Source organism: Lachnospiraceae bacterium, from assembly GCA_025758065.1.
Classification (GTDB): Bacteria; Bacillota; Clostridia; order Lachnospirales; family Lachnospiraceae; genus Enterocloster.
In genome coordinates this window covers 140776-166957 of the sequence record CP107199.1, presented here as the reverse complement: position 1 = coordinate 166957, position 26182 = coordinate 140776, and the positions used below count along the sequence as shown (strand labels likewise).

Sequence of the window (26182 nt, the reverse complement as noted above, 5' to 3'; positions counted from 1 at the left end):
AAACGAGAAAAACATGCTACATTATATACATAATAAACGCGCGTTCACAACAGGTGGTTATATGAATATAACAAGTGAAGAAATTGCAAAACTGGCAAATGTTTCCAGAAGTACAGTTTCCAGGGTGATCAACCATTATCCCAATGTACCAGAAGAGACACGGATTAGGGTGATGGATGTGATCGAGAAATATGGATACCAGCCAAACACTTTTGCGCAGGTTTTAGCCGGAAAAGCGAACCGGGAGATTGTATTGTGTATTTCTAACTGTGATGCAGCGAAGAGAAGATGGAGAGGTGCCATGTCCTCCTATTTTCTTAGGATGATCGGTGAACTGATCACTCAGGCAAAGGAATATGATTATACGATCTCAACATTTGTAGTATCAGAAATAGAAGAATTATCTAAAGTAGAAAATATGTACCGTAGCCGTTCTATTAGCGGCGGGATTTTTGTGGGATTTGAATATGAAATGGAAGCGGTAAACCGGCTGATCGAAAAAGGGTTCAATATGGTGGTGGTAGATCCGGATGTGGATATGCTTCGGGCGGAAAATGTAAGTATTATCTGCAGTCAGAATGTTGATGCCGGATATATGGCTACGAAGTATCTTTTAGATAAAGGGCATACCTGTATCGCGCATCTTTGCGGAGATGACCGTTTATCCAGCAGAGACCGTATTATCGGCTATAAAAAAGCCATGATAGAAGCAGGTTTGGAAGAAAAAGACCTGATCATAGAGCCGGGAGATTTTAACAGCCAGAAAGCATATATTGCAGCAGAAAAGATTTTAGATACAACAAAAGCAACTGCCATATATGCTTCCAACGATGCAATGGCAATATCTGCTATAAGGGCAGCAGAGGCAAGGGGCTTACGGGTACCGGAAGACATCAGTATAATGGGCTGTGACTACAGTGCCACTTATGCAGAATTAGGATATAACCTGACTTCCATTGAAATCTCTCTTCATGATATTGCAAGAGCAGCGCTGCGTTCTGTGGTGGGAATAGATGCCAAGCGAAAGCTGAAATGTCCAGCGATCCTGATCAAAGGCACGACAGCATAAAAAAGTATAAAAAATAAAAAACTATTTTTTTTTAAAACAATATAAACACGCGTTCGTGTTTAAAAAATAAGATAAAGTGAGGCGGATGTATGGCGAAAATTCTTTTTAATGAGGCAACAAAAGAGTTCCATCTTCAGAATGACCGGATCAGTTATATTTTTTGTATCATGGAAAATGGACAGTTAGGCCATCAGTATTTTGGAAGGCATTTAACACACAGGGATTCATTCCAGCATTTCATCCAGATGCGTACACAGAGCCACACAGCGTATGTGTATGAAGATGATTTTCTCTTTACCTTGGATACCATCCGTCAGGAATATCCTTCCTATGGTACTACAGATTTCAGAGAGCCGGCATACCAGATCAAACAGGAAAATGGCAGCCGGATTACAGAATTTGTTTATAAGAACCATGAAATCTACAAAGGAAAGAAAAAACTGAAAGGTCTTCCTGCCACTTACACAGAAGCAGAGGATGATGCAGTAACAGTAGAGATCCTGTTGGAAGATGAACTTCTTTCCGTGCAAATGGTCTTATCCTATACTATCTATGAAGATTATGACGCTATTTGCCGGAATGTACGTTTTGTAAATAATGGAGAACAGAACCTGGATCTGTTAAGAGCCATGTCCATGTCAGTAGATCTTTATGACAGCGATTTTGAAATGATCCATTTAGACGGTGCATGGGCAAGAGAACGTCATAAAAAGAAAAGAAAGCTTGTAACCGGTATCCAGTCTATTTCCAGTGCAAGAGGTGCCAGCAGCCCGGACCATAATCCCTTTATTGCACTGAAACGTCCATATGCAACAGAGGAACAGGGAGATGCTTATGGATTCTGCCTGATCTACAGCGGCAATTTCCTGGCACAGGTGGAAGTGGACAGATATGAAACAGCAAGAGTTTCAATGGGCATCAATCCGTTTGAATTTACCTGGCATTTAGAACCAAAGGGTGAGTTTCAGACGCCGGAAGCTGTTATGGTATACAGTGCGGATGGCTTAAATGGCATGAGCCAGAATTTCCACCAGCTGTTTAACAAGAGACTGGTTAGGGGAAGCTGGAGAGAAAAAGAACGTCCGGTGCTTTTAAATAACTGGGAAGCTACTTACTTTAAGTTTAATGAAGAAATGATCTTAAAGATCGCTGAGAAAGCGAAGAATCTAGGAGTTGAACTTTTTGTACTGGATGACGGCTGGTTTGGCAAGAGAGATGACTCAGGAAGTTCTCTTGGAGATTGGTACAGTGATCTGGACAAGCTTCCGGAAGGCGTAGAGGGATTATCAAAGAAAATAGAAGCAATGGGCTTAAAATTTGGTCTTTGGTTTGAGCCGGAGATGGTAAACAAAGTAAGCTGTCTGTATGAAGAGCATCCTGACTGGGCAATTCATACACCGGGAAGACGGATGTCCCATGGAAGAAATCAGTATGTTTTGGATTTTTCCAATCCTCAGGTAGTAGATCACATTTATCAGATGATGGAGAAGGTACTGAAAAATTCTAGTATCTCTTATGTAAAATGGGATATGAACCGAAATATCACAGAAGCTTATGGAGCTTCTTTAGGGGCAGATCAGCAGGGAGAGTTCTTCCACCGTTATATTTTAGGAGTATATAGTCTGTATGAGCGTCTGATCGCAGAATTTCCTGAAATTCTGTTTGAATCCTGTGCCAGTGGCGGAGCAAGGTTTGATGCAGGTATGCTTTACTATGCACCACAGTGTTGGGCAAGCGACGATACAGATGCGGTAGAGCGTATTAAGATCCAGTATGGAACCAGCATGGCGTATCCTGTATCTTCTATGGGAGCTCATGTATCAGCTATCCCCAACCATCAGGTAAAACGTATGACAGATGTGGATTTCAGAGCCCATGTAGCTTACTTTGGTGCATTTGGTTACGAACTTGATCCAAATGCCATGACAGAAGATGAGCAGGAGAAAGTAAAAGAGCAGATTGCATTTTTTAAGAAATACAGAAAGCTGATCCAGTTTGGAACCTTCTACCGTCTGGAAGATCCATTTGAGGGAGATGGAAATGCAGCATGGATGAGTGTATCACCAGATAAGAAACAGGCAGTTGCTGCTTATTACAAAGTAATGGCAACACCAAATCCAAAGCTTAAAAAGCTGATTCTTACAGGACTCGATCCGGACAAACGCTATTACTGCAGCAGAAACGGCAGAACCTATTATGGCGATGAACTGATGAATATGGGATTGCTTCTGGATATGGAATTTACAGGATCTTCTGTACGAAAGGACAGCATTACCAAAAAGGATTCTGGTATAGATGCAGGTGACTATACTTCCCAGTTGTATGTACTGGAGTGTGTAGATAACTAAAAATTTTATTTTCCCGGATCATGGGGCAAAAGATCCGGGAGAATAAACAAATGTGTAACGGGGAGAAACAGTCTATGAACGAAAAAACACAGAAAAATAGAATACCGTTCTGGCGGAATATTAAGGTGGTTCCGTATCTTTATATTTTGCCGAATATGATTTTGTTTCTTATATTTATGATCATTCCCATTTTCATGTCATTTTATTATGGAATGGTAAAATGGAATGGGATGGGAAAACCGAAATTTATCGGTCTTGCTAATTATGCATACATATTCCAGGACAAAGTATTCTTAAAATCCATTTTTAATACTTTCTATTATGCAGTAGCAACGGTACCTCTTCTGATGGCGCTGGCTTTATTCTTAGCTGTTATGTTAAACAGTAAGATTCCTTTAAGAGGATTTATACGGTCTGCAGTGTATGCACCGGCTGTTGTATCTACTGTTGTAGTGGGTACTGTATTTACCTGGATCTTTCAGGATCAGTTAGGTCTGATCAACTACCTGCTTACTTCAGTAGGCGCAAAGGCAATCCAGTGGAATAATGACCCGAAGTTTGCCATGCTGATGCTTGTAACAGCGACTATGTGGCAGAAAGCCGGTTATAACATGGTCATTTATCTGGCGGGTCTTCAGGGCATTCCAACAGAGCTGATAGAAGCAGCTACCATTGACGGAGCAAATACATTCCAGAAATTCAGGTATATAACACTTCCGCTGTTAAAGAACACTCATATGTTCGTTATGATCACATGTATGATCAATGCCTTCCGTTCTTTCGACTTAGTATACACTATGACACAGGGAGGACCGTTAAATGCTACCAAAACCATTGTTATGTATGTTTACGAACAGGCATTTAACAAGAATTACTATGGACGTGCAGCAGCTGGTGGTATTGTATTGTTTGTATTTATGGCAGCACTTACCATCATCCGATTCAAGATAGAGAAGGAGGATTAACAGATGAATGGTTCAGACCGTATGGGAATGGATAAAAGAAAATATTTTCTGTTAAAAACGGTGATCTTTCTGTTTATGTTGGCTGCAGCACTGATCGCACTGTTCCCTTTCTATTGGATGTTTGTAACAGCTGTAAAGCCTGTTGATGAGATTTTTGCTTTTCCGCCAAAGTTATGGCCAGGTGAGTTTATCTGGAGTAATTTTGCAACTGCATTGTCCAGAGCACCCTTTGGAATATATTTCAGAAATAGCTTTATTGTAACAACACTTTCTACACTGATCACAGTATGTATTAATCTATTAGCAGGTTTTGCATTTGCAAAGTACAAATTTAAAGGAAAAGAATTTTTCTTTATGATCGTTTTGAGTACTTTGATGATCCCACTGCAGGTTACCATGATCCCGGTTTTCGTTATCGCATCCAAACTGGGTATCAGAAATACACTTTGGGGCGTTATCATCCCGCCTTGTGCAGAGGCACTTGGCCTGTTCTTATCCAGACAGTTTATCAGTGATATTCCAGATGGACTGCTGGAAGCAGGAAGGATTGATGGTGCAAGTGAGTTTACCATTTTTACTAAGATCATCCTTCCAAACGTAAAGCCGCTGATCAGTGTGTTGGTCATCTTTACGGTTATGTGGAGATGGAATGATCTCCAGTGGCCGCTGATCATGCTTTCCAATGAGAAATTTTATACCGTACAGTTAGGTCTTTCCAATTTAAACGGCGCACAGTATGTAAACTGGAATGATATGATGGCAGCTTCTCTTATTTCGGTTATACCTGTTCTCACAGTATTCCTTATTTTCCAGAAGCAATTTGTACAGGGGGTTGCATCCAGCGGAATCAAGGGATAATAAGTGACCGAAAACAGGAAAAACAATCATAAAAACTATTTAAGAATATTATTTTAAGGAGGAAGGTTTTATGAGTAAAAGCAAATTAATGAGGTCCATGTCAATTGTTATGGCAGCAGCTATGATGAGTGGTCTGACAGCCTGCGGTGGCGGTGGAAGCACCCAGACAACAGCAGCACCGGCAGAGACCAAGGCAGAAGCGGCAGCTTCCGAAGCAAACGGGGAAAAGAAGGAAGAAGCAGCTGCAGCAACAGAAGAACTGGTGGCAGAAGATGGTGCAGAGATCGAAGTTGCATACTGGGAAGGTTCCACATCTGATAAGGAAGCATGGGACGAGCTGCTTGCAAATCTGCAGAAGGATCATCCTGAGATCAAGATCATTCCTCAGACCTATCCATCCTCAGACTTCAGAGATATGCTGGATACCCGAATCGCTGGTAATGACTGGCCGGATGTTATCCGTTATACCTATCAGCGTCTTGGTAAGTTCAAAAAGGCAGATGTTATGTTAGACTTATCTCCATACATTTCCCAGGAAAGCTTAGATGGTATTTCACCGGCATTCCTGTCTGCCTGCCAGTATGATGGAAAGTTAGTAGCAATGCCTCATCATACCGATACCATGGCAATGTTCTACAACAAGAGAATGTTTGAGGAAGCAGGTATCCGTATCCCAACCAGCGTTGAAGACGGATATACCTGGGAAGAACTGACTGATATTGCAAGAACTTTAAAGGAAAAATACAATCTTCCATATGCATTTGGCGGAATTTGGGAGAACAATAGTGGATACCGCTATCTGCCATTCTTATATATGAACGGCGGCTCTGTATTAAACGAAGCACAGGATGCAGTTACTATGGACAGCCCAGAAGTATTAGAGGCAATCAAGCTGTATGAAGACTGGAGAAAAGAAGACCTGGTTGCTAATACCGCGTTCTCTGGTGCAACTACAACCAACTCTCTGTTTGTAGCTGAGCAGATCGCATTCACCTTCTCTGGAAGCTGGCATTGCTCTTACATGCAGGAAAATATGGGTGACAAATGGGGTATGACCTATATGCCGATCAGAAATGGAAAGACAAGTTCTGATATGGGTGGAAATGCTGTATTCGCATATGCAGATACCAAGTATCCAAAGGCAGCAGCTATCGTAGTTGATTACATTACTAATGAAGAAAACATGAAGAAATTCTGTGAGACCGGTTCCTTCATCCCTGTAAGAACCAAACTTCTGGAGGGTGGAGTAGAGTATAAGACTTTCAAAGATGAGATGAAGATCTTAAATGATATTGTTGGAACCATCGATCCTAAGATGGCATCAGATGAGACTTCAGTAGCATTTCAGCAGTTAAATGAAGTATTTAACGAAGAAATGGATCCACTTGCGGTAAACAACTCCGTAACAGCAGAAGAAGTAGCAGCTAATTGCCAGGAGCGTATGACGGAAGTATTAGAGGAACAGTAAAACTACAAAAACACATAAGTAAGGATTTTTGAGAGGAGCAGATTCAGATTATGGCCATTAAAATCACCTTTCTGGGAGCCGGAAGTTCTGTATTTGTAAGGAATGTTCTTGGCGACTGTATCATCCACCCGGAATTAGAAGACCTGACCTTTGCACTGTATGATATTGATGCACAGAGACTGGAAGACAGTTACCTGATGCTTCATGCGATCTGCGCCCACTATGGAAAGAGTGTGAAAATGGAAAAATATGTGGGAGTTGAAGAACTCCCACAGGCACTCACCGGTGCCAATTTCCTGATCTGCGCGATCCAGGTTGGCGGATATGATCCTTGTACTATCTCTGATTTTGAGATTCCGAAGAAATATGGCTTAAGACAGACCATAGCAGATACCTTAGGCGTTGGCGGCGTGTTCCGTGCGCTGCGCACCATTCCTGTAATGGAAATGTTTGGAAAGATGGCTGAAAAATACTGCCCGAATGCAGTATTCCTTAATTATTCCAATCCTATGGGTATGTTAAGCGGCTATATGGAGCGTTATTGCAATGTCCAGTTTGTAGGACTGTGTCACAGCGTACAGGTGGCAGTTCCAAAGCTGTTTGCAGGACTGGGAATGGAATATGATTCCAGAGTCCAGTGGAAAATAGCAGGTATCAACCATATGGCATGGCTGCTGGAAGTATCCAAAGACGGAGTAGACCTTTATCCGGAAGTAAAACGCCGTTCCAAAGAACAGGGTTATCCGGAAAATGATAAGGTCCGCCATGAGATCATGCACCGCTTCGGCTATTATGTAACAGAGTCCAGCGAGCATAATGCAGAGTATATGCCATACTTTATCAAGGATAAATATCCGGAGCTGATCGAACGGTTTAATATCCCATTAGATGAGTATCCAAGAAGATGTATCCGCAACATTGAAGAGTGGGCAAAGATGAGAGAAGACCTGATCAATTCACCGGATCTGACCCATGAAGAGTCCAGAGAGTATGCAGCAAAGATCATTAATTCTATTGTTAATAACAAGCCATTTAAGTTTGGTGGAAATGTGATCAACCATGGTCTGATCCCGAACCTGCCATCCAATGCCTGCGTAGAGGTGCCTTGTATGACCGATGCTTCCGGAATTGCTCCTGTTTATGTAGGAGAGCTTCCAGAGCAGTTAGCGGCATTAAACCGCACTAATATCAATGTGCAGCTGATGGCCATTGAAGCAGCAAGGACAAAGAAAAAGGATGCCGTTTACCAGGCAGTTATGCTGGATCCTCATGTGGCAGCTGAGTTATCTATGGATGATATTGTCAGCATGTGTGATGATCTGTTTGAAGCACACAAAGACTGGATGCCGGAATATAATTGATTTGTCATAAAGAAAAAAGTGAGCAGAACAGGGGGAGAAAGCGTGGATGCTTTCTCCCTTTTGAGTTATGTGGCATGTGAAAGAACCTGCAAAAGCAGGTGGATCAGATGTCTGCAAGAAGGAGATGAGAGCGATGAAACAAAGAGATGTGTCTGTGTGGCAGGAAGAACGTGCTAAAGAGTTTTGTGAAGAATGGTATAAAACACAGGTGAAAAAGGATCATAAGATCGTAGTCATTGATGATGATCCTACGGGAACACAGACTGTTCATGATGTTCCTGTGTATACAGCTTATGACCTGGAGCATATAAGAAAAGGCTTTAAGGAAGAAACTCCTTTGTTTTATGTGCTGACTAATTCCAGAAGTTTAAAGCAGAAAGAGACAGAAAAACTGCATCTGCAGTTGGGAAGAGATATTGCACAGGCTGCAAAAGAGAGCGGTAAGACCTGTACTGTGATCAGCCGGGGAGATTCTACCTTAAGAGGCCATTATCCACTGGAAACACAGTGCTTAAAACAGGCGATGGAAGAAATCAGTGGGGAAAAGATAGACGGGGAGATCATTGCGCCTTTCTTTTTAGAAGGGGGACGGATCACAGCAGGAGATATCCACTATGTAGTGCAAAAGGACGGGGAAATGGTTCCGGCTGGCGAGACAGAGTTTGCGAAAGATAAGACTTTTTCATATCATGCTTCGGATCTGAAAAAGTGGATCGAAGAGAAGACCGCAGGAAAGGTAAAGGAAGAAGATGTGCTTTCCTTTTCTTTGGAAGATCTGCGGAATGGTACACCGGAAAAGATCGCAGACCGCCTGGAAGATGTATGTGATTTTGGAAAGGTGATCGTAAATGCAGTCTGCTATGAGGACATGATTGCTTTTGCACGTGGTTATGAGCTGGCTTTAGAGAGAGGAAAACGCTTTATTTTCCGCAGTGCGGCAGCTGTACCAAAGGTACTTGGGCGGATCACAGACCAGCCCCTGCTTACAAGAAGGGATATGATCCGTGAAAAAACAAAGGCAGGGGGACTTATTGTCGCCGGTTCTCATGTAAAGAAGACCACAGACCAGTTAAAATGTTTGTTAGAAGATAAAAACAGAGCGGCAGTGGAGTTTAACCAGCATCTGATCCTGGATCATGAGAAGATGGAAAATGAGTTTTCTCGTGTCATGGGACTGGTAAACCAGTTCATTGAGGAAGGACGGACAACGGTGGTTTATACCAGAAGAGAGCGTCTGGACTTAAATACAGGAAATGCAGAGGACGAATTAAAAGTCGCAACAGATATTTCCAGGTATCTTACAAGAATCGTGGAGGAATTAAAGGTAAAACCGGCCTTTATTGTTGCAAAGGGTGGTATTACATCCAGTGATATTGGCGTAAAAGGTCTTAAAATCAGCAGAGGTTGGGTCTTGGGACAGATCCGTCCGGGTATTCCTGTATGGGAGGCAGATGAAAATAGCCGTTTTCCGGGGATCCCCTATGTAGTATTCCCTGGAAATGTAGGAAATGAAGAAGATCTGAAAAAGGTGGCAGAGATCATGGAAGCGAAGAAAAAGCCGATAGTGGCAGTGCTTTTAGGAGATGGAAGCGGAGTTGGACCGGAGTTAGTGGTAAAACTGGCAGATAAAGGAGTTTTGGCTAGTTGTGGGAAGCCATTGATCCTTGGAAATGTAAAATTATGGGAAAAAGCAGTAGCGGAGTTTGCTCCGGGGCTGAAATGGCAGCAAGTGGAAAAAGCAGAGGAAGCAGATTGGTTCAAGGGAATTCCAGTGCTTTCTGTAGGAGAGCAGGAGCCGGATCGCTTTACCATAGGGCAGGTAAATGAAATATGCGGCAAGTCCTGCATTGAAATGATCCAATGTGCGGTAGAGCTTTATAAAAAAGGCCTGGTAAAAGGCGTATGTTATGCTCCTTTAAATAAAGGCGCCATGAAACTGGCCCACAATCCGGTTGCAAGTGAAACAGAACTGTTTGCGTTTCTTTTGGGGCAGAAAAAGGGATACGGTGAGATCAATATGTTAGATAATGTATGGACCACTCGTGTGACCAGTCATATCCCGGTATCGGAGATCAGTAACAATCTTACAGAAGAAGGAATCTTAGAATCTATTGAACTGGCATACCGTACATTAAAACAGGCCGGTTATGAGACACCCGAGATTGGTGTGGCAGCTTTAAATCCACATGGAGGCGAAGGGGGACTTTGCGGAAAAGAAGAGATCACAGTGATCAGACCGGCAGTAAAAGCGGCTGAAAAGATGGGAATCCATGCCAAAGGGCCATTCCCTGCAGATACTCTGTTTAAACAGGCTTTTGACGGCAGATTCAATGCTGTAGTTACTATGTACCATGATCAGGGACAGATCGCTCTTAAATTAAAGGGATTTGAGCGGGGGATCACCATTGGAGGCGGATTAAGACTTCCGGCAACGACTTGTGCTCATGGCACAGCACATGATATTGCATGGAAGGGAATTGCTTCTACGCAGTCTTTAGAGAATGCTTACCGCACGGTGTGCAGGATGGCAGAGAATGTGTAAGATACCAGAGGAAAAAGTTCAAAAATCTGACGCAAGCTTGCTTGCAGGAGGATTTTTGACCCCAACATCATGTATAAAAGTAAAAAACGAACTGACAGCGTGTTAGAGGGATCGGTATATTGGATAATAGAAAAAACAGCCGGGCACTATGCCACGGCTGTTTTTTGGGAAAACGTATTTTTGTAAATATGAAGGAAATAAATGATCTCTGCCACTGCTGTAATGGTCCAGGAGAAGACATAAAGCAGATACAGGGAAGGAATGGTTTTAAAGTAGGCAAATACAGTGTAGACCCAGATAACACGGAATACGCAGGATCCCATGATAACGATGAGCATGGGGGCAAAGCTTTTGCCTAAAGCTCTGGAAGCTGCGATAGTACAGTCCATAAAAGCAGATACACCATAGGAAAAGCCCATGATGGTAAGGCGTTTAAGACCGGCTGCAATAACATCAGGATCTGCTGTAAACAGGGATAAAAACTGGGTGCCAAAGGCAACTAAGGCAAGTCCCATAGCCATTCCGATCCCAAAGGAATAGGCAAGGCTGATGAGGTAACTTTTCAGCACCCGGTCGCGTTTTCCTGCGCCTAAGTTCTGGCTCATAAAGCTTGCGCAGGCTGTGTAAATGGCTGCCATTACATCATAGATCAGGGAATCTGCATTAGTAGCAGCAGAATTTCCTGCAACCATAGTAGCACTGAAGGAGTTGACACCTACCTGGACGAACAGGTTTGCAAGGGCAAAAATAGCGTTTTGAAAGCCGGATGGGATACCGATCTTTAAAATATCCACAGTTTTTGACGGGTCAAGATGAAGTTTGGATAAATGTAATTTGTAATCCGCATTAATGCGGAACAGGTCACGCAGGATCAGTCCTGCAGAAACATACTGGGACAAGGCGCTGGCTGCTCCTACACCGGCTACATCCATGTGGCAGATGATAACGAAAAACAGGTTCATGATCACATTTAAAATACCTGCGATCAGCAGATAACGCAGAGGCCGTGCAGTATCACCGGCAGCACTGAAAATGGCATTACCGCAGTTGTAAATGGCCAGAGCAGGCATTCCGAGGAAGTAGATCCTAAGATACAGTACAGAGCCATCAATCAGTTCTTCCTTTGTTTTTAAAAGCTCTAATACCGGATGGGCAAAGCACACTCCAAATAACAGAAGGAGCAGACCGCTTGCAATGCTGACGATCAGTGAAGAGTGCACTGTATGGGAAAGTGCCTGCTTCTTTCCAGCACCCAGATACAGGGCCGTAAGTACATTGATACCACCAGAAAGACCAATGAGGAAGCCGGTAAACATAGTTACCAGAATGGTAGTAGATCCTACAGAGCCAAGGGCCAATGGACCGGCAAAACGTCCTACTACAGCAATATCCGACATATTAAAAAGAACCTGAAGGATATTGGAAAGTATCAAAGGGATGCTGAAGATAAAAATATTTTTCCAAAGTGATCCCTGAGTCAGGTCTCCAGATGGCTTTTTCATAAGAAAATTCTCCATTCGTAAAATTTAATTTTTAAATAAAAGAATTGCGGGAGTGCAAAGCACGTAGCAATTCGGTATCAGAGGGGTCAAAAAATTTTTTGACCCTAACATCATAAAATTTTGCAAAGATAAAAAAAGACCCATAACATAGGCTATACCTGTGTTATCAGCACTACCTCCAGTATAGCATATAGGGATATTGTGTACAAGAGATGGAAAAATAAAAAAAATTCAAAAAAGGTATTGCAAAACTGAAAAAACTGTGCTATATTATAACACGTGCTGCGGGAGTGCTGGAATTGGCAGACAGGCAAGACTAAGGATTTTGTGGTTGTATGATCGTGTGGGTTCAAGTCCCATCTCCCGCACTGGTACTTAAAAGTGCCGTGCTTAATTAAATAAGCAAATGCAGAAGTGGCGGAATTGGCAGACGCGCACGGTTCAGGTCCGTGTGGTAGTAATACCTTGAGGGTTCGACTCCCTTCTTCTGCAGGACTTAAACAGGAGCTTGGAAACGGGTTCCTGTTTTTTCGTTGTCGGATATATTGAGAATGCACCAGTGACCTGTTATCTGATCTACATAAATGATTTTTTCTGTGCTGGCACGGGAAGTTGCTGTATTCAAATGCGAAGCCAAGGCAAATTCCGTTGCTGATCATGCAATGAATGAAATAGTAACGAATTTAAAAACTGTATGTTCTCTCGGAATCTTTCTGTACCTGATTTTGTGAGAAGATTTTTTGTCAGTTGTGCCCAAATTTCTGAGGCGTACGCGGTGCGTACGGTGATGAAATTCGGGTGCGACTGGCGAAAAATTGGCCACAAAGGCAGATGCAGGAAAGACTCCGAGAGGACATCTGGTGCATAGGGGGTATGAAAAATGGATTTTTATAAAAGACTGGGGATCGTATGTCGGGCAATTCCCAAAGGAAAAGTCATTACTTATGGACAGGCAGCTCTTTTATGCGGTTTCCCAAAGAATGCCAGACAGGTAGGATACGGGTTAAAAAAAGAGCTGGCAGGTGAAGTGCCAGCTTATAAGGTGGTAAACAGCAAAGGGATTCTTTCCGGTGCAGCTTCTTTTGATTATCCGGACCTTCAGCGTCTTCTATTAGAAGAAGAGGGAGTGGAAGTGTCCATGGATAACCAGGTGGACCTGAAACAATATGGATGGAAAAACACACTGGAAGAGGCGGAAGCCTTTGCAGAAGAGTTTTGCAGACTGAAAATTTAAAATTCATCTTCCAGCGCCGGGATCCGCAGGGTAACTTCTGTTCCCTGACCAGGTACGCTGGTAAAGGAAAGGCCGTATTTGCTTCCGTAAAGGCTTTTCAGGCGCAGGTTAGTATTTGATACCCCTATGTGTCTTGATGAGGATCCTACAACAGCCTGTGTGTGCTCATCTAAAAGGGAATCCAGCTTTTCCGGTGGGATTCCGGCTCCGTCATCAGAGATAATGAATACGATATCATTTCCTTCTTTCCATCCTGTGAGCAGGATGGTCCCTTTTTTCTCTTCCTTCATCATAATGCCATGAAGTAGCGCATTTTCTACAATAGGCTGAAAGGTAAGCCTTGGAATAGAAAAACTGTCAAGCTCCGGAGGTACATCGGCAATAAATTCCGCACAGTCGTTATAACGCATATTTTGAAGCTGCATATAAAGGGTTACATGGGTCACTTCGTCATGTACTGTGCTGATCAGATCCCGGCTCCCGAGGGTCAGACGGTAAAAACGGGTAAGAGCCTGGATAGCCTCAGTTACCTTTTCGCTTTGTCCGGACTGGGAAAGCCAGTTGATCATATCCAGTGTATTGTAAAGAAAATGAGGATTGATCTGTGCCTGAAGTGCCCTAAATTCCGCATTCCGCAGTTCTTTTGCAGCTTTTTCTTCATAGTCCATCAGATGATTGATCTCAGCTGTCATATAATTATAAGTTCCGGATAATACACCGATCTCATCGTTTCCGGCATCAGAAAGTTCCAAAGGCTCCGGCCGTCCTTTTCGTATGGTTTCCATCTGCAGTGCTACACCGATGATACGGTCAGCGATTGATTCAGACAGTTTGTAGGCGATGAAAAGGGCAAATAATGCGATCATGCCATAGGTGACGGCAAAATTAGATACAACAGAGTGGCCTATACCAGCCACCTGGTCTCTGGGGATCAGGGAACACATATACCAGTCTGTATTTTTTAATGGGAAGCAGGCAGTATAGGCAGAAAATTCCCCGTAGTTTACCAGTTGAAACTGTCCGCAGGCTGATGGGTCAGATTGTAAAGCCTGGATCGCCAGGTTATTTGAAAATAGAGATGGATCAGAAGCAGATATCAGATCCAGGTCATCATTTATAAGAAAAGAAAATTCATCTTTTATAGTAGAATCTTTTTTTAAGATCTCTTCAAATGCATCTTCAGAGAAATAAATGGCAGAGTAGGCAGCAATGGATTCTGGATCGCCATCATAGGAACGGTAAAAAATAGGCTTGATATAGGCGAGAGGACCATGTTCCGTTACCTCTTTTTCAGAAAGATCGACTTTAGGAACAAAAAGCTGGGATGCTCCTGTTGTTTCAAAGTGTTTTAACCATGGACTGGAAACTTGGGAAAGAGGCAGGAACAGCTTCTGGGTATCAGTATTAAACTGTTCAAGTTTATGGTAGGTGCGGTCATCATAGTAAAAGGTTACAGATTCGATGAGAGAGTGGTCTGTAAGGGTATCTGCCAGGCGTAACAGGTTATTTATTTTATTTCTGGATGGTATCAGGCTCTGGGCCTGGGCGTTTGAAATGTCAAACATATCCCGGATCACATAAGAAGAATTCAGCGTGTCAGAAGCATGGGTCACATGGGATACCAGATTTTCCGCAGACAGCACAGACTGGGAACTTAAGGCCTGCTCAGAACGGAGGGCATCATCTATGACAATGCGGAAAATATTTAAAAATAGAAAGCAGATGAGGACGGCTGTAGGCAACAGAAAAAGGATGGTATGGGATACCACCAGCTTTTTCTTTAAACGCATGTCATAAATATAATAATGAAGGATCCGGTCAAAAAAGTTCATTAAAGCATCTTCTCCCTGTATTCAGATGGTGAAAGCCCTACAATCTTGCGAAAGGCTTTACTGTAATAATTTCCGTCACTGTAGCCTACTTTTGCAGAAATATCTGTGATCTTATAAAGAGGATCACTTAAAAACTGCTTGGACATTTTGATCCGGTAATCAGTAAGATACTGATTTAAGGTCTGGCCGGTTTCGCTTTTAAATAAAGTACACACATAAGCAGGAGATAAATGTACATGTTCACTGATATCAGGTACTGACAGAGATGGAACGGCATAATTGTGATGCAGGTATTCCTTGATCTGGAATACCACCGGGTTTTCATCTTTATTTGAGAGCAGGCGCTCAAAATACAACTTTATTTTTTTGCAGAAGAACTGATGAAGTGTTTTTAAAGCTGCACAGGCCATGATCCCTTCCCAGATAGATTCGGATTCCAGACCTTCTCTCTGCCACAGGGAGATATGGTTAGACATACTGATCTCATCTAATTTCACCAGATACTTAAAATACAGGTCACGGACCTGGCTGGAGGAGATTGCCAGGTTGTTGTATACAGACTGATAGAAATGATCGGCGGCAGCAAGGGCAGCTTCTTCGTTTTTATTGGTAAGTGCCACAGTCAGATCCATCGTGATATCTGTAAGAGGCTGGTTGGCGACCTCGTTTTCTGTTTCCATTAAAAGAGTATCAGGGTCATGGAAGAAGCTTCGCTTTAAAAGTTCTCTTGCAGTTTCAAATGAGAAAGAAGCACGCTTAAATCCCAAAACCGCAGGTCCCATGGAGAGGAAGGAGGAAGTCAGTCCTTTAAAACGGTCTTTAAGGTCTGTGGCACAGTTGATCAAAATGGTCTTTTCAGGTTTTTCATTGCTGCAGATAAAATAGATGATAAAACGGTCTGTTTTAACAAAATCAAGGGCCTGAAATCCTTTTTGTGCCAGATATTCCTGAAAGCTGTGCTGTATTTCGTTGATATGCCCGGAAGGCAGTTCAGATACTGGGGTAAGGCAATCCAGGATCAGGGCTGTAAAATAAGAATTTTCCCCTACAGGAGGTTTTAACTGTGCTCCGATCACAGGAGCCTGTTCGTCTGGGTCTGCTTCTGTTAAAAGCTGTGCCAGCTGGGATCGCAGATTGTATTCGTGCATCCATTTGGCATTCAGAGAAGCATAAATGGACTTGTACTGGCGGATGCCTTCGGATAAGGCTTCTGTAAGTTCGTTCATATCAAGAGGCTTATCTACGTAGCTGACAGCTTTTAACTTAATAGCTGCTTTTAGGTATTCTTTATCAGAATAAGCACTCATAAACAGGATAATGGCATTAGGGAGCACTTTAAGTATCTCCTCGGCCATTTCCACGCCGCTCATGCGGGGCATGCGCACGTCTGTAAGGATCAGGTCCGGCTTTTCCTTTAAGGCAATTTTAAGGCCATGTATGCCGTCGTCGGCCAGGAAAGTCTGATGAATCCCCAGTTTTTCTAAGGGAAGGGTTTTTAAAATACCTTCACGGGTCAGTTTTTCGTCATCAACGATCAATAATTTCATAGGATTTATTACTCCACATTCAAAATCAAAAAATATTACCGTATATGATAGGATTTTACCATGGAATCCAAAAAAAAGGAATGTTATCATAAAAACATCCAAAAGATAACCTGCACAGCCGGGACCTGGCTTATTGTAAGCCACATCCCCAAGAGGTACCGGCTGTGATATTTTTTATATACGATCAGGAGGAACCGAAAATGCAGAAGATTGAGTTAAAATTCGACCAGCCAGAAGAGATCATTGATTTTGTACGTATTATGAACCGTTATGAGTACGATGCAGACGTTAAATACGGCAGCATGGTAGTAGATGCCAAGTCTATCGTAGGTGTTTTATCCCTTGCACGTTCCAAGACTGTAGAAGTGATCCTTCATACAGATGAGTGCCAGAACCTTTTAGATGAGATCGCACAGTTTGCAGCATAGGTAAAATATTGAGATTTAATTAAAAAACGATTTTTAGAAGGGACTTTTTCCAGGTGACTGGAGAGAGTCCTTTTTGTAATGGTACACGGTCAGGCACTTTTGAAACCAGTATACAGCGCCATAATGTAATGGCTGGGAGGATTTGCCAACAGGACCGGACGATATGAAAAAATATAGACAATGATAAGGGAATGTTTTATACTTGTTATTAGAAGATACAGGAGGAGAACAGTTATGATAGAGTGCCAGCCAGGTATTTATGAGGTTCTTCTGGAAACGGACCGGGGGGTTACAAATAAGATCAATATTTTTATAATTCCGGGAAACAAGGGCGGGAGAAGTTTGATGATCGATACCGGCTTCCGGGATGAAAGATGTTTAAAAACGATGGAAAGTGTTTTAGAGGAACTGGGGATTGCTTATGAAGATCTGGACGTGTTCATGACTCATAAACATCATGATCATTCTGGTCTGGCAAGTATCTACGCAGACCGCGGTGCGACTATTTATATGAATCCTTTAGAGGAACGCCATCCATATGACTGTCTGTTTTACAGTTCCGGAAATACAGATCCACTGGTGCAGGCAAAAGTCCTTCATAGAGTGGGAGTGACAGAGGAGGGAACACCGCAGATATGGGATATGTTTGAACAGGTGCGCAAGGAAGTGGAAAATCACAGCGGCTGGATGTATGAAGTACAGGATTTCCCTTATAAGCCCATTGGTTCTGGTGAAGTGCTCAGATATGGGGATTACACCTTTGAAACGGTAGAGCTAAAGGGACATACCTTTGGACAGCTGGGACTTTTTGATAAGGAGAATAAGATATTTTTCTGTGCGGATCAGGTGATTGATGGAATTGTACCGATTGTTGCAACAACATATCCGGATGAACATCTTCTAAAGGGATATTTTGCTTCCATGGAGCGGTTCAGGCATGAGTTTAGTGACTGTTTGTTGTTTCCTGCCCACGGAAAGCACATTACAGATCCTAAAAGAGTAGTAGGAAGGATCGTGTTTTCTTATCTGGATAAAATGGAGATCGTTCATAATATCCTGGAACACAGCAGACACCCCAAAACCATTCGTGAGATCGCGTCCATTGCCTATGGCATGCCCCAGCTGCCAAAGGATACGGATGAATTTATTAAATTAAAAATGGTCATGAGCAAGTGTTTTTCTTGTCTGGAATATCTTCGGGATGAAGATTTTGCAGTCAGGGAAGAGAAAAACGGTACTTTTTACTGGAGACCATAAATGCAAAAATAAAAGTAAAAGCAGCAGTGAAAATAGAAGTGAAAACAGAAGAAAAATCAGAATGTGTGTAAAAAAATACTTGCAAATCCATAAAAATGGAGTATAGTTACTTAAAAATAACTATAAAACAACATAAGAAAGCAGAGTAGGTTTATGTGCGTTAAGTGCCGGCTGAACAGGGAGTTGTCAACCAGACGAAAGGGGCAGTTTTTGAAACTGTTCCTGCGGTACATGAGCCGCATCCCGCTGCATCAGAGAAAATCTTGATTATCTCCGATTGTAGTATGAGGTATCTGCAAAGGAGGTAATTTTTTTATGGAAAGATTAGCAACTTTGTTTACCGGTTCCTTCAGACAGTTAAGACAGGTAAAGACCGTTACGGTCTGCGCCATGTTAGGAGCTATTGCCATTGTATTAGGTTCTTTAAGCATTGAGCTTGGAAGTACCCTTCGCATTGGTTTTTCAGGCATTCCCAATGAGATTGTTCATATGCTGTTTGGACCGGTGGTAGGAAGTGTTTTTGCAGGCGCTATGGATATTTTAAAATATCTTATCAAGCCTACAGGGGCATTTTTTCCGGGCTTTACTTTGATCGCCATGCTTGCAGGCCTGATCTACGGCAGTTTTTATTATAAGAAAGAATTAAGCTTCTGGCGGGTGCTTGCTGCTCATGTAGTAGTGGCGATCATATGTAATGTGATCCTTAATACCTGGTGCCTGTCTATTCTTTATGGAAAGGCATTTTCAGTACTTCTTCCGGCAAGATTAGTAAAGAATGCCATTATGTGTCCTATTGATGCTTTTATTTTCTATAATATTGCAAAAGTTTTAGATGTGACAGGTATTTTTAAGCTTGTGAAAGAAGAAAAAAAATAATATAGCTAAGATACTTCTAATAGTGGGAAGGTCTGGAGTTTTGAATACTTCAGGCCTTTTTTTCATATATTGGAATAACGCATTTTATGATGTACTTTCAGATTTTGAGAGTACATTGGATAGTAAGGAGAATGGATCATGGATCTTAATGTGAGCCAGTTTCTTTCACCAGGGAGAAAAGAATTTGTCAAAGGGACTCTGCTTCTTACCGGAGCCGGGCTTTTCTGCCGTATCTTAGGCTTTTTTTACAGGATCTATATGTCACGTACCATCGGGGCAGAAGGTCTGGGGCTTTATAATATGATCCATCCCTTTTTCAGCATTGCCTTTGCCTTATGTGCAGGCTCCATCCAGACGGCATTGTCCCAGTATGTGGCTGCTAACCGGGAGAAAGGCTGGTCTGTTTTTTTATGTGGCCTGGCTTTGTCATTAAGCCTTTCGGTGATCCCTGTTTTGCTGCTATGCAAAGGGAAAATATTTCTGGCTTCTAATGTTCTTTCAGAGCCTCAGGCGGCCAGGTATCTGCCGGTATTGGCAGTTTCTGTACCATTTGCCTGTCTTCACGCCTGCATTAACGGCTATTATTATGGAATGAACAAGGCACATATTCCTTCTTTTTCACAGATCGCAGAGCAGATGATCCGTATGGGTGCTGTGTGGCTGCTGGTCATATATCTGGAAAAAAATGGTAAACCTGTGACTGTGGGACTGGCGGTAGAAGGGCATGTGATCGGGGAAATGGCTTCAGCGGCGTTTACATTTCTGGCGCTGCTTCTGGTGCCGCCCCAGAAGGGGGAGAGAGAAGGGGGTAAAGAGAGAAAAAATCTGGTCCCAATCCTGACTCTGGCTCTTCCTCTCATGGGAAACCGCCTGGTGTTAAATCTTCTTGGAAGCGCAGAAGCAATATTGATCCCCAGCCGCCTTATTGATCATGGTCTTACCAACAAAGAGGCATTATCCGTATACGGGGTACTTACCAGTATGGCACTGCCATTTATCCTGTTTCCATCAGCGATCACTAATTCCATGGCAGTTCTTTTGCTTCCGTCAGCTGCCAGAGCCCAGGCAATGAAGGAGCAGGGACGCATTTCTACCATGGCAGCATTATCTTTTAAATGCAGCTGTTATATGGGGATCTTATGCATTGGTATTTTTACAAGGTTTGGGAAAAACCTGGGAACAATGATCTTTCGCAGTGAACTTTCCGGGTCTTTTATCACGGTCTTATGCTGGCTATGTCCTTTTATGTATCTGGCCACTACCATGGGAAGCATACAGAACGGTCTTGGAAAAACAGGAACTACATTTTTACAGAACATAGTAGCTATGGGGATTCGCCTGGCCTTTGTGCTTTTTGCAGTTCCCGTTTTTGGGATCCGTGGATATTTATGGGGATTTCTGGTCAGTGAACTGTTTCTGGCTTTTTTGTGCTGCATATCTGTAGGAAGACAGGCGGATTTTCAATGCAATATGATAGAATGTCTTTTAAAGCCGGGCTTTGCCCTTTTTATCAGCATGGGGATTGACAGGGCCTTTTGCGCAGCAATCCCTGTAACCGGTTCTGTTGTGGCAATAGTATTACGTATGGGCATCATAACAGCCTGTTATGGTATGTTTTTAGGGATGATCCTGCGGTAAAAGGGAGATAAACCAACTAACTTTGTATGAAATTAAAACAATCGGGTATTCACATTGAGTTTCCTGGAATACTATGCTATAGTAAAAGGCAGCAAAATAGTTTATAAACGGGAAATGCCCGAAAGCTTTTAGAATGTTAAGAAAGGCGGTAAGATTTATTATGGAAAAACTGATTTATCTTGATAATGCAGCCACTACCAAAACAAGGCCGGAGGTTGTGGAAGCAATGCTTCCTTATTTTACAGAATATTATGGAAATCCTTCTTCTGTGTATACATTTTCATCAGAGAGCAAAAAGGCAGTTACAAATGCAAGAGAGATCATTGCAAAGTCTTTAGGAGCAAAAACCAATGAAATTTACTTTACAGCAGGCGGAAGCGAATCTGACAACTGGGCACTGGTTGCTACAGCAGAGGCTTACAGTGCAAAGGGCAAGCATATCATCACCAGCAAGATCGAGCATCATGCCATTCTCCATACCTGTCAGTATCTGGAAAAGAGAGGTTATGAGGTAACTTACCTGGATGTAGATGAAAATGGTGTTGTAAAATTAGATGAATTAAAGAAAGCAATCCGTCCGGATACCATTTTGATCTCTATTATGTTTGCGAACAATGAGATCGGAACCATTGAGCCTATTAAGGAGATCGGTGAGATTGCAAAGGAACATGGTATTTTGTTCCATACTGACGCTGTGCAGGCTTATGCCCATGTGCCGATCAATGTAGATGAGTGTCATATTGATATGTTAAGCTCCAGTGGCCATAAGTTAAACGGACCAAAGGGAATCGGCTTTTTGTACATCCGTACTGGTGTAAAGATCCGTTCCTTTATCCACGGCGGAGCCCAGGAGCGTAAGCGCCGTGCAGGTACTGAAAATGTTCCTGGTATCGTAGGATACGGAAAAGCAGCCCAGATCGCTATGGAAACCATGGATGAGCGTATTGCAAAAGAGACTCAGTTAAGAGATTATCTGATCAAGCGTGTGACAGAGGAGGTTCCATTTACCAGAGTCAACGGTTCCAGAACCAACCGTCTGCCAAACAATGTAAACTTTGCATTCCAGTTTATTGAAGGTGAGTCTTTACTGATCAAGTTAGATATGGCTGGTATCTGCGGTTCCAGCGGTTCTGCATGTACTTCCGGTTCCTTAGATCCGTCTCATGTACTGTTAGCGATCGGATTGCCTCATGAGATCGCACATGGTTCTCTGCGTCTGACATTAAGTGAAGAGAACACTATGGAAGAAATGGATTATGTAGTAGACCAGATCAAGGAGATCGTATCTTACTTAAGAGGCATGTCTCCGCTGTATGAGGACTATATGAGACGCACAAAAGAAAAATAAGTGGCTGCGCCAGCAGACATTTATTTTTCTTGTGCTCTCAACGAACAGCCCGCCTGCGCCAGCAGGCAGTAGAGCGTGCCAGCGCGGGGCTGTGAGTGGATTTACGAATATAATCAACCAAATATCAGGAGGAATTTTTTCATGTATTCAGAAAAAGTAATGGACCATTTTCAGCATCCCAGAAATGTGGGAGAAATAGAAGACGCCAGCGGCGTAGGAACAGTAGGAAATCCAAAATGTGGTGACATCATGCGTATCTACTTAGATATTGATGAGAACCAGATCATCCGTGACGTAAAGTTTAAGACTTTCGGTTGCGGCGCTGCTGTTGCAACCAGCAGTATGGCTACTGAATTAGTAAAAGGAAAGACAGTTCAGGAAGCAATGGAAGTTACCAACAAGGCAGTTATGGAAGCATTAGACGGACTTCCGCCAGTAAAGGTACATTGTTCTCTGTTAGCTGAGGAGGCTATCCACGCAGCTTTATGGGACTATGCCCAGAAAAACGGTATTAAGATCGAAGGACTGGAGCAGCCTAAGGAGAATATTGGAGAAGAGGAAGAAGAGGAAGACTATTGAGCAGAAAAGTAGTAGTAGGCATGTCAGGAGGAGTTGACTCCTCCGTGGCAGCCTGGCTGTTAAAAGAACAGGGTTACGATGTGATCGGCGTGACCATGCAGATATGGCAGGATGAGGATACCGAGGTTCAGGAGGCTGAGGGGGGCTGCTGCGGCTTAAGTGCCGTAGATGATGCCCGCCGTGTTGCCATGGACATTGGTATCCCTTATTATGTTATGAATTTTAAAGATGAGTTCCGTAAACAGGTTATGGATTATTTTGCGGCAGAATATATGGCAGGACGTACCCCCAATCCATGTATTGCCTGCAACCGTTATGTAAAATGGGAGTCCCTGCTGCGCCGCAGTCTTTCTATTGGCGCAGAATATATTGCCACCGGTCATTATGCAAGGATTGAAAAGCTGCCAAATGGCAGATATGCTATAAAAAAGTCAGTGACAGCGGAAAAGGACCAGACCTATGCCCTTTACAACCTGACCCAGGACCAGCTTTCCCATACTTTGATGCCTGTAGGAAATTATCATAAGGATGAGATCCGCGATATGGCGGAGAAACTGGGACTTCCTGTAGCTTCCAAGCCGGACAGCCAGGAAATCTGTTTTATCCCGGATCATGATTATGCATCCTTTATTGAAGAATATACAGGAAAGACCATGAAACCAGGCAATTTCGTAGATCTGGATGGAAATGTGCTGGGCCGCCATAAGGGGATTTCCCACTATACTGTAGGACAGAGGAAAGGCCTGAACCTGGCTATGGGATATCCTGTTTTTGTTGTAGCGATCCGCCCGGAGACCAATGAAGTAGTCTTAGGAAATGGACAGGACGTATTTACAGATGTAGTCCGCTGTAATAAGTTAAACTGGATGGCACTGGATGGAGTTGGTGAAGAAGAAGTTTCTGTAAATGCCAAGATCCGCTACAGCCACAAAGGTGCACCATGTAAGATTCGCCGTATTGGAGAAGATATGGTGGAATGCCGTTTTGATGAGCCGGTACGTGCTGCAACACCGGGACAGGCTGTAGTATTTTACCAGGGTGATCATGTAGCAGGCGGGGGAACTATTTTATGAGAAAGCAGAGAGAAAAAGTAAGTATAAAAGCAGCTGCCCTTATTCTGGGAGCAGCCCTTTTAACAGGGGGATGTTCCGGGTATCAGTCCAGTGAAGAACTGAGAAAGGGTGCGGAAAATGTACAGGCAGAGACGGTAAATGGTTCTGGAAACGGCGCAGAAGGTGTTTCTGGATCAGAGAACGCACCAGATAACAGTGCGGTTGGAGAAAACGGAGAAGCTTCCGGTGAAAATGCCAGTGGGCCAACTGCCCAGATCATCCAAAGCGAAACAGCCCGCACTGCAGCGCCGGCACCGGAGTTTAAAGAGGTTTCTGATACGGTTTATGTAAAGTCGGAGGGGGGCAGTGTCCGTGTACGCTCTTCCTGTGATACTTCCGTGGATGATAACATTATAGCAAATGTTGGAAATGCAACGAAACTTAAGCGCACTGGTACCAGCCAGAAGTGGGACAGAGTGGAATATGAGGGAATGACAGTTTATATTTCTTCGGATTTTGTGACGACCGAAGTGCCGAAGGAACCAGAAACAACAGCTGCAGCAGCTAACGTATCTGCAGATGGCCAGGTAACATTAAACTCTTCCTGGAAATATGCGGACTATGCAAAGATCAAGTCCGGAGCAGCAGTTCTTTACCGTACCACAGCTTCTGAAAAGAAGAATAAGGTGATCGCAGTAAATGCAGGCCATGGCACAAAGGGCGGAAATTCCGTAAAGACCCAGTGCCATCCGGACGGAACACCCAAAGTGACCGGCGGTACCACAGGAGCGGGGGCTACATCAGCAGTAGCAGTATCTACAGGAATGACGTTTTCTGACGGTACACCGGAGAGCAAGGTTACACTGGCTATGGCGAAAGTATTTAAAGATAAGCTTTTGGCAGCAGGTTATGATGTGCTGATGATCCGCGATGGGGATGATGTACAGCTGGACAATATTGCAAGAAGTGTCATCGCCAATAATGCAGCAGACTGCCATATTGCCCTTCACTGGGACTCCACCACCAGCAACAAAGGCGCTTTTTATATGAGTGTTCCAGATGTGGCTTCCTATAAGAACATGGAACCTGTAAAATCCCACTGGCAGCAGCATAATGCCCTGGGAGCAAGCCTGGTATCCGGTTTAAAGGGGGCTGGTGTGAAGATCTTTTCCGGCGGATCCATGGCAATGGATCTGACCCAGACTTCCTATTCCACTGTGCCGTCTATTGACATTGAGCTGGGAGATAAGGCGTCTGACCATTCCCAGAGTACCTTAAATCAGTTAGGAGACGGACTGGTAGCAGGTGTGAAAGCCTATTTTGGACAGTAGGCAGATAGGTATGTAACTTTCCCGCATTATGCGGGTAAATGGTGCAGCTGCTTTGCATGAGGGATGCAAAGCCGACGATATATAGCGGAAAGGAGTTACGTCATGAGAAAGGTAAAACGTTTTGCAGCAATTGTCCTTACAGCGGCTCTTTTGAGCCCGGCCACTGCTTATGCAGGCAATGTGGAAGATGCAAAAGCTCTTTATGAGCAGGTAACAGAAAAGCAGAAATCCATTACGGATATGAATGCTTATTATGATTACCAGATCCACCTTTCCGGCAGCGCCTTAGAAGGCATAGAAGATGCTGGTAACATGCGTATGGAAATGAATGTGCGCATGAACCATTTAACAGATATGGGAAATCTGCAGTACAGCAGTTACAGCCGTATTACCATGCCGGGACAGGAACCAGTGATCAGCGTTATGTATTACAAAGATGGGACCAGCTATATGGACGCAGGCGGAATGAAGATCAAATATCCTATGGATCTGTCCAAAATGGCAGAACAGATCAGCAGCCAGACATTCTTATTAGCTTCAGGACAGGAGCAGGAAGAACTGCTGACGGATTTCCGTTTATGGACAGAAGGGGATAACCAGGTAGTCGGCTTTGTGATCCAGGGCGATAAGATGACCGATTACATGGGTCAGGTATTAAATGGTCTGGGAATGGGAAGCTCTCTGCTTTCTGGAAGCGGCGTGAACATGAAATTTTCAGACATTCCATGTGAATATGTAGTAGATCCCAATGGTGACTGTATTAAGATACGTATGAAGATGAACATGGGAATGAATGTGGACGGAAAGACCGCAAACATTGACATGGACGGAGATGTGGGAATCGCAGATCCAGGCAGTCCTGTTGAGATCAATTTTCCAAATTTAAGCGAATATAAGGATATGGCAGAGGCTTTTGCAAGATAAAAAAGTCTGGTGATTGCGTCCTT

20 protein-coding genes, 2 tRNA genes and 1 riboswitch are annotated in these 26182 nt (G+C 43.3%); of the genes, 19 read left to right on the top strand and 3 right to left on the bottom strand.

Translation table 11 applies throughout. From position 1 onward, the window contains the following. Positions 1-61: 61 nt before the first annotated feature. From OGM16_00770 to OGM16_00740, 7 genes are all read left to right on the top strand, one after another. Positions 62-1069 carry a LacI family transcriptional regulator gene (locus OGM16_00770; GenBank protein ID UYJ46849.1) on the top strand — a complete coding sequence of 336 codons (1008 nt, stop codon included), beginning with the start codon at positions 62-64 and terminating at the stop codon, positions 1067-1069. A gap of 89 nt (positions 1070-1158) precedes the next feature. Continuing rightward, entirely contained in the window at positions 1159-3417 is a 2259-nt protein-coding gene (locus tag OGM16_00765; GenBank protein ID UYJ46848.1) for an alpha-galactosidase, read from the top strand. 74 nt (positions 3418-3491) lie between these two features. After that, positions 3492-4382, top strand: coding sequence for a sugar ABC transporter permease (locus tag OGM16_00760; protein ID UYJ46847.1), 891 nt, complete (start codon positions 3492-3494; stop codon positions 4380-4382). Between the two features lie 3 nt (positions 4383-4385). Continuing rightward, complete coding sequence (locus tag OGM16_00755) at positions 4386-5240, top strand: carbohydrate ABC transporter permease (protein UYJ46846.1); 855 nt, start codon at positions 4386-4388, stop codon at positions 5238-5240. A 70-nt stretch (positions 5241-5310) separates the two neighbouring features. Beyond that, positions 5311-6708, top strand: coding sequence for a sugar ABC transporter substrate-binding protein (locus tag OGM16_00750; GenBank protein ID UYJ46845.1), 1398 nt, complete (start codon positions 5311-5313; stop codon positions 6706-6708). 50 nt (positions 6709-6758) lie between these two features. Next, positions 6759-8069, top strand: coding sequence for an alpha-glucosidase/alpha-galactosidase (locus tag OGM16_00745; protein UYJ46844.1), 1311 nt, complete (start codon positions 6759-6761; stop codon positions 8067-8069). 133 nt (positions 8070-8202) lie between these two features. Further along, positions 8203-10611, top strand: a complete 2409-nt coding sequence (locus OGM16_00740; protein ID UYJ46843.1) for a 4-hydroxythreonine-4-phosphate dehydrogenase PdxA — start codon at positions 8203-8205, stop codon at positions 10609-10611. A gap of 146 nt (positions 10612-10757) precedes the next feature. On the opposite strand, the gene OGM16_00735 is transcribed toward OGM16_00740, so the two are convergent. Further along, positions 10758-12113: an MATE family efflux transporter gene (locus OGM16_00735; GenBank protein UYJ46842.1), complete on the bottom strand. Its 1356-nt coding sequence runs from the start codon at positions 12111-12113 to the stop codon at positions 10758-10760. Between the two features lie 284 nt (positions 12114-12397). Here OGM16_00735 and OGM16_00730 point away from each other — a divergent pair. From OGM16_00730 to OGM16_00720, 3 genes are all read left to right on the top strand, one after another. Further along, a tRNA-Leu gene (locus OGM16_00730) sits at positions 12398-12481 on the top strand. Between the two features lie 40 nt (positions 12482-12521). After that, positions 12522-12605 (top strand) — tRNA-Leu (locus tag OGM16_00725). A gap of 388 nt (positions 12606-12993) precedes the next feature. Continuing rightward, a complete protein-coding gene (locus OGM16_00720) occupies positions 12994-13347 on the top strand; it encodes an MGMT family protein (GenBank protein ID UYJ46841.1) in 354 nt (117 codons plus the stop codon). On the opposite strand, the gene OGM16_00715 is transcribed toward OGM16_00720, so the two are convergent. Both OGM16_00715 and OGM16_00710 read right to left on the bottom strand, forming a co-directional pair. After that, positions 13344-15179: a histidine kinase gene (locus tag OGM16_00715; GenBank protein UYJ46840.1), complete on the bottom strand. Its 1836-nt coding sequence runs from the start codon at positions 15177-15179 to the stop codon at positions 13344-13346. The genes OGM16_00720 and OGM16_00715 overlap by 4 nt on opposite strands. Further along, positions 15179-16726: a response regulator gene (locus tag OGM16_00710; GenBank protein ID UYJ46839.1), complete on the bottom strand. Its 1548-nt coding sequence runs from the start codon at positions 16724-16726 to the stop codon at positions 15179-15181. The genes OGM16_00715 and OGM16_00710 overlap by 1 nt, the downstream gene beginning before the upstream one ends. Before the next feature lie 200 nt (positions 16727-16926). On the opposite strand from OGM16_00710, the gene OGM16_00705 reads away from it, so the two are divergent. From OGM16_00705 to OGM16_00665, 9 genes are all read left to right on the top strand, one after another. Further along, complete coding sequence (locus OGM16_00705; GenBank protein ID UYJ46838.1) at positions 16927-17154, top strand: HPr family phosphocarrier protein; 228 nt, start codon at positions 16927-16929, stop codon at positions 17152-17154. Between the two features lie 234 nt (positions 17155-17388). Continuing rightward, entirely contained in the window at positions 17389-18411 is a 1023-nt protein-coding gene (locus OGM16_00700; GenBank protein ID UYJ46837.1) for an MBL fold metallo-hydrolase, read from the top strand. A gap of 139 nt (positions 18412-18550) precedes the next feature. Then, positions 18551-18662: riboswitch (THF riboswitch) on the top strand. Between the two features lie 64 nt (positions 18663-18726). After that, positions 18727-19287, top strand: a complete 561-nt coding sequence (locus OGM16_00695) for a folate family ECF transporter S component (GenBank protein UYJ46836.1) — start codon at positions 18727-18729, stop codon at positions 19285-19287. Positions 19288-19425: 138 nt separating this feature from the next. Further along, positions 19426-20925, top strand: a complete 1500-nt coding sequence (locus OGM16_00690) for an oligosaccharide flippase family protein (GenBank protein ID UYJ46835.1) — start codon at positions 19426-19428, stop codon at positions 20923-20925. A gap of 160 nt (positions 20926-21085) precedes the next feature. Next, positions 21086-22273, top strand: coding sequence for a cysteine desulfurase NifS (nifS, locus tag OGM16_00685; GenBank protein UYJ46834.1), 1188 nt, complete (start codon positions 21086-21088; stop codon positions 22271-22273). 141 nt (positions 22274-22414) lie between these two features. After that, a complete protein-coding gene (gene nifU, locus OGM16_00680; protein ID UYJ46833.1) occupies positions 22415-22852 on the top strand; it encodes a Fe-S cluster assembly scaffold protein NifU in 438 nt (145 codons plus the stop codon). Next, positions 22849-23925, top strand: a complete 1077-nt coding sequence (mnmA, locus tag OGM16_00675) for a tRNA 2-thiouridine(34) synthase MnmA (protein ID UYJ46832.1) — start codon at positions 22849-22851, stop codon at positions 23923-23925. Before nifU ends, mnmA begins: the two co-directional genes overlap by 4 nt. Further along, positions 23922-25235: an N-acetylmuramoyl-L-alanine amidase gene (locus OGM16_00670; protein ID UYJ46831.1), complete on the top strand. Its 1314-nt coding sequence runs from the start codon at positions 23922-23924 to the stop codon at positions 25233-25235. Before mnmA ends, OGM16_00670 begins: the two co-directional genes overlap by 4 nt. Positions 25236-25337: 102 nt before the next feature. Beyond that, on the top strand, positions 25338-26159 hold the full coding sequence (locus OGM16_00665; GenBank protein ID UYJ46830.1) for a hypothetical protein: 822 nt from the start codon (positions 25338-25340) through the stop codon (positions 26157-26159). The last annotated feature ends 23 nt before the right edge of the window (positions 26160-26182 follow it).

Coding starts and splice junctions, on each gene's coding strand:
- OGM16_00745 (UYJ46844.1), top strand. CDS start 6,759: ATGGCCATTAAAATCACCTTTCTGGGAGCCGGAAGTTCTGTATTTGTA.
- OGM16_00750 (UYJ46845.1), top strand. CDS start 5,311: ATGAGTAAAAGCAAATTAATGAGGTCCATGTCAATTGTTATGGCAGCA.
- OGM16_00700 (UYJ46837.1), top strand. CDS start 17,389: ATGATAGAGTGCCAGCCAGGTATTTATGAGGTTCTTCTGGAAACGGAC.
- OGM16_00760 (UYJ46847.1), top strand. CDS start 3,492: ATGAACGAAAAAACACAGAAAAATAGAATACCGTTCTGGCGGAATATT.
- OGM16_00740 (UYJ46843.1), top strand. CDS start 8,203: ATGAAACAAAGAGATGTGTCTGTGTGGCAGGAAGAACGTGCTAAAGAG.
- OGM16_00770 (UYJ46849.1), top strand. CDS start 62: ATGAATATAACAAGTGAAGAAATTGCAAAACTGGCAAATGTTTCCAGA.
- OGM16_00720 (UYJ46841.1), top strand. CDS start 12,994: ATGGATTTTTATAAAAGACTGGGGATCGTATGTCGGGCAATTCCCAAA.
- OGM16_00755 (UYJ46846.1), top strand. CDS start 4,386: ATGAATGGTTCAGACCGTATGGGAATGGATAAAAGAAAATATTTTCTG.
- OGM16_00690 (UYJ46835.1), top strand. CDS start 19,426: ATGGATCTTAATGTGAGCCAGTTTCTTTCACCAGGGAGAAAAGAATTT.
- OGM16_00695 (UYJ46836.1), top strand. CDS start 18,727: ATGGAAAGATTAGCAACTTTGTTTACCGGTTCCTTCAGACAGTTAAGA.
- nifS (UYJ46834.1), top strand. CDS start 21,086: ATGGAAAAACTGATTTATCTTGATAATGCAGCCACTACCAAAACAAGG.
- nifU (UYJ46833.1), top strand. CDS start 22,415: ATGTATTCAGAAAAAGTAATGGACCATTTTCAGCATCCCAGAAATGTG.
- OGM16_00710 (UYJ46839.1), bottom strand. CDS start 16,726: ATGAAATTATTGATCGTTGATGACGAAAAACTGACCCGTGAAGGTATT.
- OGM16_00765 (UYJ46848.1), top strand. CDS start 1,159: ATGGCGAAAATTCTTTTTAATGAGGCAACAAAAGAGTTCCATCTTCAG.
- OGM16_00670 (UYJ46831.1), top strand. CDS start 23,922: ATGAGAAAGCAGAGAGAAAAAGTAAGTATAAAAGCAGCTGCCCTTATT.
- OGM16_00665 (UYJ46830.1), top strand. CDS start 25,338: ATGAGAAAGGTAAAACGTTTTGCAGCAATTGTCCTTACAGCGGCTCTT.
- OGM16_00705 (UYJ46838.1), top strand. CDS start 16,927: ATGCAGAAGATTGAGTTAAAATTCGACCAGCCAGAAGAGATCATTGAT.
- OGM16_00715 (UYJ46840.1), bottom strand. CDS start 15,179: ATGAACTTTTTTGACCGGATCCTTCATTATTATATTTATGACATGCGT.
- OGM16_00735 (UYJ46842.1), bottom strand. CDS start 12,113: ATGAAAAAGCCATCTGGAGACCTGACTCAGGGATCACTTTGGAAAAAT.